9 protein-coding genes are annotated in these 8,279 nt (G+C 46.9%); 3 read left to right on the top strand and 6 right to left on the bottom strand.

What is annotated here, in order from left to right; all coding sequences use genetic code 11:
* Positions 1–134: 134 nt before the first annotated feature.
* Entirely contained in the window at positions 135–599 is a 465-nt protein-coding gene (locus CX664_RS17610; RefSeq protein ID WP_101748005.1) for a VanZ family protein, read from the bottom strand.
* Positions 560–1,216 carry a pseudouridine synthase gene (locus CX664_RS17605; protein WP_101748004.1) on the bottom strand — a complete coding sequence of 219 codons (657 nt, stop codon included), beginning with the start codon at positions 1,214–1,216 and terminating at the stop codon, positions 560–562. The genes CX664_RS17610 and CX664_RS17605 overlap by 40 nt, the downstream gene beginning before the upstream one ends.
* Positions 1,217–1,305: 89 nt before the next feature.
* Between CX664_RS17605 and CX664_RS17600 the strand changes: the two genes are divergently transcribed.
* Positions 1,306–2,754, top strand: coding sequence for a DASS family sodium-coupled anion symporter (locus CX664_RS17600; protein WP_180966537.1), 1,449 nt, complete (start codon positions 1,306–1,308; stop codon positions 2,752–2,754).
* Positions 2,755–3,013: 259 nt separating this feature from the next.
* On the opposite strand, the gene CX664_RS17595 is transcribed toward CX664_RS17600, so the two are convergent.
* Positions 3,014–3,211: a DUF2788 domain-containing protein gene (locus CX664_RS17595; RefSeq protein WP_101748002.1), complete on the bottom strand. Its 198-nt coding sequence runs from the start codon at positions 3,209–3,211 to the stop codon at positions 3,014–3,016.
* Between the two features lie 266 nt (positions 3,212–3,477).
* Between CX664_RS17595 and CX664_RS17590 the strand changes: the two genes are divergently transcribed.
* Together CX664_RS17590 and CX664_RS17585 are read left to right on the top strand one after the other, a co-directional pair.
* The gene (locus CX664_RS17590) at positions 3,478–3,840 is read left to right on the top strand and encodes a hypothetical protein (RefSeq protein ID WP_101748001.1); all 363 of its coding nucleotides are present in this window, start codon (positions 3,478–3,480) and stop codon (positions 3,838–3,840) included.
* 53 nt (positions 3,841–3,893) lie between these two features.
* On the top strand, positions 3,894–5,936 hold the full coding sequence (locus CX664_RS17585; RefSeq protein WP_101748000.1) for a hypothetical protein: 2,043 nt from the start codon (positions 3,894–3,896) through the stop codon (positions 5,934–5,936).
* Positions 5,937–5,987: 51 nt separating this feature from the next.
* On the opposite strand, the gene CX664_RS17580 is transcribed toward CX664_RS17585, so the two are convergent.
* The 3 genes from CX664_RS17580 to efpL all read right to left on the bottom strand — a co-directional run bounded on the left by CX664_RS17580 (position 5,988) and on the right by efpL (position 8,067).
* A complete protein-coding gene (locus CX664_RS17580) occupies positions 5,988–6,596 on the bottom strand; it encodes a DUF416 family protein (RefSeq protein WP_101747999.1) in 609 nt (202 codons plus the stop codon).
* Positions 6,597–6,670: 74 nt separating this feature from the next.
* The gene (locus CX664_RS17575) at positions 6,671–7,195 is read right to left on the bottom strand and encodes a hypothetical protein (RefSeq protein ID WP_101747998.1); all 525 of its coding nucleotides are present in this window, start codon (positions 7,193–7,195) and stop codon (positions 6,671–6,673) included.
* A gap of 305 nt (positions 7,196–7,500) precedes the next feature.
* Entirely contained in the window at positions 7,501–8,067 is a 567-nt protein-coding gene (gene efpL / locus CX664_RS17570; protein ID WP_101747997.1) for an elongation factor P-like protein EfpL, read from the bottom strand.
* Positions 8,068–8,279: the final 212 nt, after the last annotated feature.

Genomic DNA, 8,279 nt, shown 5'->3' with positions numbered 1-8,279 from the left:
GTAGGGAGCATAGCCGTAGCTATGTGACCGTAGTTGTAACGCCGCAGAGTCACTGCCCACTTAGTCAGAAAATACGATTTCATTTGGTTAACTACTTATCAGAAAGGCTATAACAACGGATCGGTTACATGTAATTATCCGTTGTTATCTCCCGGGCGTGTTTCCTTAAACGCCCAGCGAACCCTTAAAACAGGCGTTCTTTTAAACGCAGGAATGAATAGCCAGTACATAAAGATGCCCAGGCAGTTGGCGACGATATCCCAGAACGATGGGTGGCGATAGTCGGTAAGGGATTGCAGGCCTTCAATCCAGATACCGTATAAAGCCGCGATAGCCGCTTTTTTCAGGTTGAAACGGTCCTGGTAACAAAAGCCATCAAGCAGGCCGGAAATAACCAGAAAAGCAAGGCAGTGGGCTATTTTGTCAGCAGCTACCGGCAGCTTCCAGAATGTCAGGTCAACACCTCTGAAGTTATCTATAGGCAATAGAGACAAAATAGTGATGGCTGTCAGGGTAATGGCTAATGCCGCTCTGCTGACCGGTAAATAGTACTGAAGAATTACGTCTTCCAGTGACGGGGTTTTCCTGAGGTTTTCCACTTTACACGTTTGGATCTGTTTGTATTGAGTTTGTCTTTCAGTGAAGCAGGAATTTCCAGCTCACGCCAATGACCCGGCGGCAGGTCGTCAATTTTCCATGACCCTATCTGGCAGCGAATCAGCCTGAGTGTTGGATGGCCGATAGCCGCAGTCATTCTTCTTACCTGACGGTTTCTTCCCTCTTTTATAGTCAATTGAATCCAGCAATCCGGAATTGACTTTCTTTCCCGTATGGGCGGCACTCTGTCCCAGACATCAGGAGCGTCAATGATTTCTGCCCAGGCCGGGAGAGTAGGGCCGTCGTTCAGAACTATTCCGGTACGGAGATGGTCTAAGGATTGAGAGTCCGGGATTCCTTCCACCTGAACCCAGTATGTTTTCGGCATTTTGTGCTCAGGTGAGGCAATCAGGTTTTGCAACTGGCCATTATCCGTCAGCAGTAACAACCCTTCGCTGTCTCGATCCAGCCTGCCCGCTGGATAGATGCCGGGAATGTTAATGAAATCCTTCAGGGTTTGCCGTTCTTCCTGGTCCGTAAACTGGGTCAGGACACCGTAAGGTTTATTAAAAAGCAATAATCGGCTTTTTTTGGAAGGGCGTATAACAGAAGCCTGCATGGGTAATCACTGATGAGAAAAGTCAGAATTATAAATGCAGGAGAACCTGTGGACTAGACTATGGCCTTAACCATTTAAAAGGGGTTTGTGTGAGTACACCACCAGCAAGCTGTGATCACCCTCAGCAGCGGGCAACTGATGTGAAATCAGTTATCAGTTATTTAGCTCCATTGCTATTGGGGGGGAGTCTTTGGGTGCTCCCTGCACCGGAAGGTCTGGATCTGCAGGGATGGCATATGCTGATTATTTTTATCAGCACCCTGTTGGGGGTGATGGTCACTCCCATGCCCATGTCGGCAATCACCTTGATGGGGGTGACAGCCCTGGGGCTGACCAAAACCCTGACCCTCAAGCAGGCACTGGCGGGTTATGGTGATCCTGTAACCTGGCTGGTGGTGCTGGCGTTTTTCATCTCTCACGGGTTTATAAAAACCGGGCTTGGGCTCAGAATTGCCTACTGCTTCATGCGTATCATGGGGAAGAAAACCCTGACCCTGGGTTATGGACTGACCCTGACGGATATGCTGCTTGCCCCGGCAATGCCCAGTACCACGGCTCGCGCAGGTGCTGTGGTATACCCCATTATGCAATCCATCGCCACCGTCTATGACAGTAAGCCAGGAGCCACTGCCAACAGGATGGGGGCCTTTCTGTTGATGATCGTCTTCCATGCCAATGCCATCACCAGCACCATGTTTCTGACTGCCATGGCGGGTAATCCGCTGGTGGTCAAGCTTGCTGGCAATCAGGGTATTGAATTGAGCTGGGCGACGTGGGCCCTGGGGGCATTGTTACCCGGTATTGTCTGTCTTATCTTGATGCCACTTTGTCTGTATCGCATTATCCCGCCGGAATTGAAAGAAACCCCCATGGCCGTCAAGGTGGCACAGGATGAACTTCACCGCCTGGGCTCCCTGACCAGGGATGAATGGATTATGGCCGGTACTTTCCTGGCGCTTCTTGTGCTGTGGATATTTGGTCAGCAGCTGGGCTTTTCAGCGACGCTGGTGGCTATGGTGGGTGTGTGCATTCTGCTGTCAAGCGGTGTTCTGAACTGGGATGATCTCCGTGGTAATAAGGGAGCCTGGGACACCATGATCTGGTTCGGGGCATTTATTACCATGGCTCATTACCTCAGTGCTTATGGCGTAGTGAACTATGTCAGTGATCAGGTTGGAGTTCTGTTTGATGGTTTGCCCGCCTGGCTGGCAATGATTACCGTCTGTGGACTTTACTACTTTTTCCATTATTTCTTTGCCGCATCCACAGCACAGATCAGTGCCATGTATGCCGGTTTTCTGCTGATCATGCTTGGAGCTGGTGTTCCCCCTCTGGGAGGTGCCCTGATGCTTGCCTATATGAGTAATATTTGTGCTGTTATTACCCATTATGGGAATGGACCGGCACCAATCCTTTATGGCGCTGGTTATGTCTCTCTTTTCAACTGGTGGAAAGTCGGGTTGATCATGAGTTCGCTCTATTTGCTGGTATGGCTGGGGCTGGGTAGTATCTGGTTGTCCTGGTTAGGCTATTTATAGCCAATAAGTTGTACTAATCCGGCCATCTGCCACTGTGCGTATGGCTTAACCCGGATATTTCATAAACTGCCCCGAATCTCGCGCACGACCACATGGATGTGGGAGATAGGGCGACGCAGGATGCCAAAGCCGAGGACTTTGTCGCTCTAAGGGATTTTGTGAGGGAGCGCCGTACCGGGGAGTACGGTCGACTGAACAGAACTCCCTTAGAGCGGCAAAGGACAAGTGAGAGCGGGAGCACGTTTATGAAATATCCGGGTTAAACAATCACCTCAACAAGAAATGTTTTGATCAGGAAACCCAGGACACCCAGGCCGAGAGCTCCAAAGAGTACAAATGTACCCCATTTTCCCGCATTGGATTTTTTGGCCAGGTCATAAACGATAAAAGCCATAAATAAAACCAGCCCGCTGATTAAGACCTGTAACATGATGGATTCGAACTCAGCAATATCCATAGAGCCTCCAGAAGTTTAGCCGACTTTTTTTGGCAACTTTTTGCCTGCTTTTTTTCGCCAACTTTCTTATGCCGGTATTTTAGGCATTTTCTGCTGAGTCGCCAATATCGCATATAAACACAGTGCAACTCCCATCAGTTGATGCGTTATTGCCACGCGCTGCAATCCTCAACCGTCAACAGACCCTACACAGATTTGTCCCCAGACCGATATAGGTATCCAGAGAGTTTCAAAATGATCTGGTCAAAGGCTATCCGGGGGTAGGTATGGCGCTCAAACTCAGGCTGGTAGATGTCACCAAATTACAAAAAACCAACTATCTGACTTCGGAGGCGTCAAAGGCGGCCGTCCGGGAGGCAAAGGTACTGCTGGATAAGCAGGAAGAGTTTATGAAAAATGGCGGAATGGACCGGCAAAAGTTACGTGCTTTTATCAATAGTGACTTTTGGACATCTCGCCAAAAGCAGAAAGCCAGGGAAGAACTGCTCAATTTTCATAATGAGTTCAAAAGTAATATGGCCAATGAAGCAACGGCTAAACGCAAAGAACTCAATAGTGCCAGTCGACTGCTCAGTCAACGCAAAGTGAAGAAGGCAAGTACCGTTAAAAAGCGCTCCGGATATGTATAGGGCGTAAACAGATCAATACAAAAAAATAACTGCTTTTCAGGGATGAGTTCAGCATGAATAACGTTAACGGCGTTTCCACGACGAATGATATAAAAACTCTAAATCCGGCAGATATGAGTCAGCAGGACTTCATTGCTGCTGTTTATCTTGAACGTGGAGAAATGCTGGACTCAGAAGTTCGACGAATTATTGGTGAAATTGATAAAAGTAATCAGTATATAGATACCATTAATAAGTTGATTGGCAAGGCAAATGTTGCCGAGTATGGATCAACCCATTATTCCTCCACCACATGGCAGGTTAAAGGCAAAAATGTTGTGCTTGATAATGGTTACGGGTTGAACTTCCAGCCAGATGGTAAGGGTGGCAATACCTTCACTCTGCTTGACGGTGATGGTAATCAGTTAATTTACCAGAACCAGACTCTGATACCTGTGCCTGCCGGTGCTACGGTGGATGCACTGGAAGTCGGCATTCCCGTGATGAACGACATGACCTATATACTGAATGATGGCACTGAGATTACCTTTAAGGCCGGAGCCCCGGATAAGGCTTTCAACTCCTCGGACTTTTCCGGAGGAATGGCAGATATAACTTCGATTATCATTACCCGGGATAATCAGGGAATGAAAATCAGTGATGTTAATGTTGCCGGATCAATGACCATCGGTTCCCCTACCATTGAGACCCCAACTGACGTGGCAGTATCCCAGCCGACCACAACCACGCAAACGGTAAATGTTCCTGCTAACACACTGCCAATGTATGAGCACTACGACGAGAACGAAAATTACGACACCATTGATGTCGTCCATGGGGAAAGAGTATCTTCCACGTGGAAAGGGGTTATTCAGAATAAATCTCCAGCGGAACAGGCCGCCATACTGGCCAAGATAAAGTCGGATGGCGGGTTATCTATTTACTGGGAACTGGGTGACGCGGACAATACTAATGAGATTTATCATAAAACGTTTGATTATGAGCCCTACGCCAATGAAACGCTCCCCCAGTTTATTGGACGTGTCGTTAATAGCTCCAAAACGGATTTCCGAAACTACGTCCATGCAGAGGAAGGCGATATAGAAATAGAGTATATCCAAACCGATATTCACTTTCCCGCTTATAGTTATCAGGAAGTGATACCGGGGACCAGTAAAACAACCAAACAATTTTCATCCAGCAGTATTAACGAAAGCCGGGATTTTTATGAGTCTGAGAATTATGGGAGTATCAAGGCATTCACTGATGATTATTTATTAAAATTGAAAAGTGAACTGACGAAAAAGGATCTTAGCGATGAACAGATAAAGGGGCTTGAAAAAGAATTGCAGACCAATGGCTATACACTTAACTTGAATCTGAAGGATACTGATGGGGAAGATAACTCGTATGGCAGAAATTATAGCTACAAAATGGTCCCCGGAGAGTCTGTGGATGGATTCTTCGAACGCGTGATGGATCATTCAGCAGCAAAACTTAGATCATGGATAAACTACCATATGGATGAGGGAGCAATTAACATAGAATCCATGTCTGCCTCCAGTACTATACCCGGATTCTCCTATGATCAGTTCGCACCAGTTCCGCAGGCTGCTCCAAATGCCAATCGCCCGAACAACCGCCACAGCCTGGATGTCAACAATCATGATGGTCACATCCTGTATGAAGCCGGGGGCATGCACCAGTGGGAGTATGATGGCCGGGGTACCCAGGCCATCAGCAAAGCGAATCCCAATGATTCCAGCAACCAGGTATCCGGTTTTTTTGGCAGGAAGCTGGCGTTCAGCCAGTCAGTCAATGATGAGTTTAGTGGTACCACGCCGTTTATGACCCAGAAGGAGAAAGAACTCCTGAGTAATATATTGAGGATTACCTATCCCGATGCCAGTGGCAGTGGCCGACTGACCCCGGAAGAGTGGGTCACGTTAAAGAAGAGCCTGATTAATGCCCGGGATAACCTCAATGGCAACAGTCAGATTCAGACCGTACAGCTGCAAAGGGCGATGCAGACGTATAATCAAAACTTTGAGGCCATGTCCAACGCCCAGCAGAAGATCTACTCCCTGCTCAGGGATATTATTTCTAATGTGAAGTAATCCGGGTCAACCGGTAATGGCTGTGTAGCAGCGAATGCCGGTCAACTTGACTTAATCAAGACTGATCCCCAGTTGACTGACACCATCGTTGGCAGAAAGTAGCCGAAGTTCTTTGGTAAATTCTTTTGATGGTTTCTGTTGCTGACCGACCATGCTGATCAACTCACTGATAAACCGACGTTGCACCTCAAACAATTCATGCTCTTCAGTGTACTGCGCCAGTTCGGTTCCTCTGAGCTCTTGTGCTTCAGTGTATTTTATGAATTTACCAATGGTGCTGAGTGACACCGTTAATGCACTGGCCGTTTCGTCAACGGATGCTTTCATGGCGCAGTTGATGGCACAGTTAAGACCAGCCGAAAAATCCAGCGCCGGTTCAACGCCAAACATATCAAAATCTTCAGGGGCTGGCGTATTTTCATCCAGTCGTTCAAGCAGACGTTCGAAGTTTTTTGCCGATTGAAGTCCGGCAGTATAGTCCCAGAGCATGTTCAGACAGTGCCTCACATCGGCAGCATGGCCAAATTCTGCCAGCTCTGAAAACAGTGCAAAGTTGGGCCAGGCTCTCTCAGTGACAGCCGTAGCCAGTGTGGCCAGTTGCCAGGGGGCGAGTAATTCAATTTGGCGGGAATATTGTGCGTACAGTGTGCGGGTGTTCAATGATGATTACCATTAGGGTTGATGCCGCTGGCATTTTAGCATTTCTTGTTAACAGCGACATCACTACTTTAAATTTACAGGGGCCAGGTAAACTGCAGGCGTACAGAGTTGAAATTGTAATTGGAATTCAACTCAACAGATCCACCATCCGGTAAGCAGCTGCCCGCAGTAATTCGATTGGTCCTGAGCTGGACTTCTCCACAATCACTAAAAGAATAACGGGTGTTCTGCCTGATAAAGTAGATACTTTCTTTAACGCTTTCTCCAAGACCGATGCTCTCCAGTCCGTAAAGAATGGCTGAGCCTGCAACCCGGTCCCGGACCTTATCCGGGTCGTCGATGGTTTTGTAAATGAATGAGCCAATGCGCTCTTCAGTGAACTCTATTGTCTGTTTGAAAATAAATTCTGTTTGTTTGTGGCCTGTTTGATAAGCCGGTGCTTGAAAAACATTCATGGATGAAACATCGTTTAAAAACGGAGTTCTATCATTTGATTCCATCAGCAGGGAATGATCAGCTGATGAATAGGATATAAAGCCCATTGCCATAGATAAGTAAATCGTTCGAAAAATGTTTTGGGCAATATTAGTTATTTTCATAGCTTTAATCCTTGAGTTGATTTATGTCTGTTTGTTCTTTTTCTCCAAAAGAGATTTTTGGGTTTTCGATAGGAAGAGAATGTTTTTAATTCTATTTAGATAATCAAAAACCAAATGCTTAAAACATATTGTTTTAAATGCATATCATCACATTAGACACCTAAAGAGTGAAAATAACTTGAACAAAGGTATCATATTTCTATTTGATCTATGGTTTAGAGTGTTTTAATTGTTTTAGAGAATAAAAATATTTTTTTATATTCCGAATATGGTTTCCAGAGAACATCCCCGGAAACCACTGGACATCAGGCGCGGGACATGAATTTCCCGGTTTCTGTATTGATTTTAATGATTTCCCCGTTACTGAGATACTCTGGAACCTGAACTTCCAGGCCAGTGCTGACCCGGGCTGGTTTTGTTCTTGCTGCGGCCGAGGCTCCTTTTATGCCAGGGGCCGTATCAACAATTTCCAGGGCAACGGATGCCGGCAGGTCAATCGCCAGTAGCTGGCCATCAACCAGCAGGGCGGTCAGGCCTGCCATATTGTCAGCGATATAGAGAAGCTGGTCCTCAATCGTACTGGCATTGACGAGATACTGGGAATAATCCTCAGAATCCATAAACGTACACTCATGGTCTTCACGATAGAGAAGCGTGACGGCTCTTCTCTGCAGGTCCACATCAGTGAGAAGAATGTCGCCGGTCAGTGTCTGCTCAAGTTTCTGGCCGCCGGGAACAGAATTGAAACGAACCTTATACAGGGTCTGGGCACCGCGGGCAGATGGGCTTTTCGCCTCAACCTGACGAACCTGATAATACTGGCCTTCAATGTCTACAATCTGGCCTTTTTTCAGTTCTCGAGCGTAAGGCATTGGATTCCTCGGAATAGCTGGTATGCAGATAAATACGGTTGGAGTGATGATTGCTCTGGTCTGTACTGCTTTGACCCGGATAGTCTAGGAGGCTGTCCGAGAATAGCGCCCGTAGCGAGGATGGCAGAAAATTGAGGATAAAAATTTCGTTTTGTGAGGTGAATAGTGGGGCTATTTGCCGAACAAAACGGAATTTTTAGACCAATTTGCTG

Origin of the sequence: Endozoicomonas acroporae, from assembly GCF_002864045.1 — a bacterium.
GTDB classification, from domain to species: domain Bacteria; phylum Pseudomonadota; class Gammaproteobacteria; order Pseudomonadales; family Endozoicomonadaceae; genus Endozoicomonas; species Endozoicomonas acroporae.
Note: the sequence above shows the minus strand (reverse complement) of the source record. Positions and strands in the feature narration are given on the sequence as shown.

Bases quoted from the DNA above. Each gene is read 5' to 3' on its own strand.
- CX664_RS17585 (WP_101748000.1), top strand. From the start codon at position 3,894: ATGAATAACGTTAACGGCGTTTCCACGACGAATGATATAAAAACTCTA.
- CX664_RS17590 (WP_101748001.1), top strand. From the start codon at position 3,478: ATGGCGCTCAAACTCAGGCTGGTAGATGTCACCAAATTACAAAAAACC.
- CX664_RS17605 (WP_101748004.1), bottom strand. From the start codon at position 1,216: ATGCAGGCTTCTGTTATACGCCCTTCCAAAAAAAGCCGATTATTGCTT.
- efpL (WP_101747997.1), bottom strand. From the start codon at position 8,067: ATGCCTTACGCTCGAGAACTGAAAAAAGGCCAGATTGTAGACATTGAA.
- CX664_RS17595 (WP_101748002.1), bottom strand. From the start codon at position 3,211: ATGGATATTGCTGAGTTCGAATCCATCATGTTACAGGTCTTAATCAGC.
- CX664_RS17575 (WP_101747998.1), bottom strand. From the start codon at position 7,195: ATGAAAATAACTAATATTGCCCAAAACATTTTTCGAACGATTTACTTA.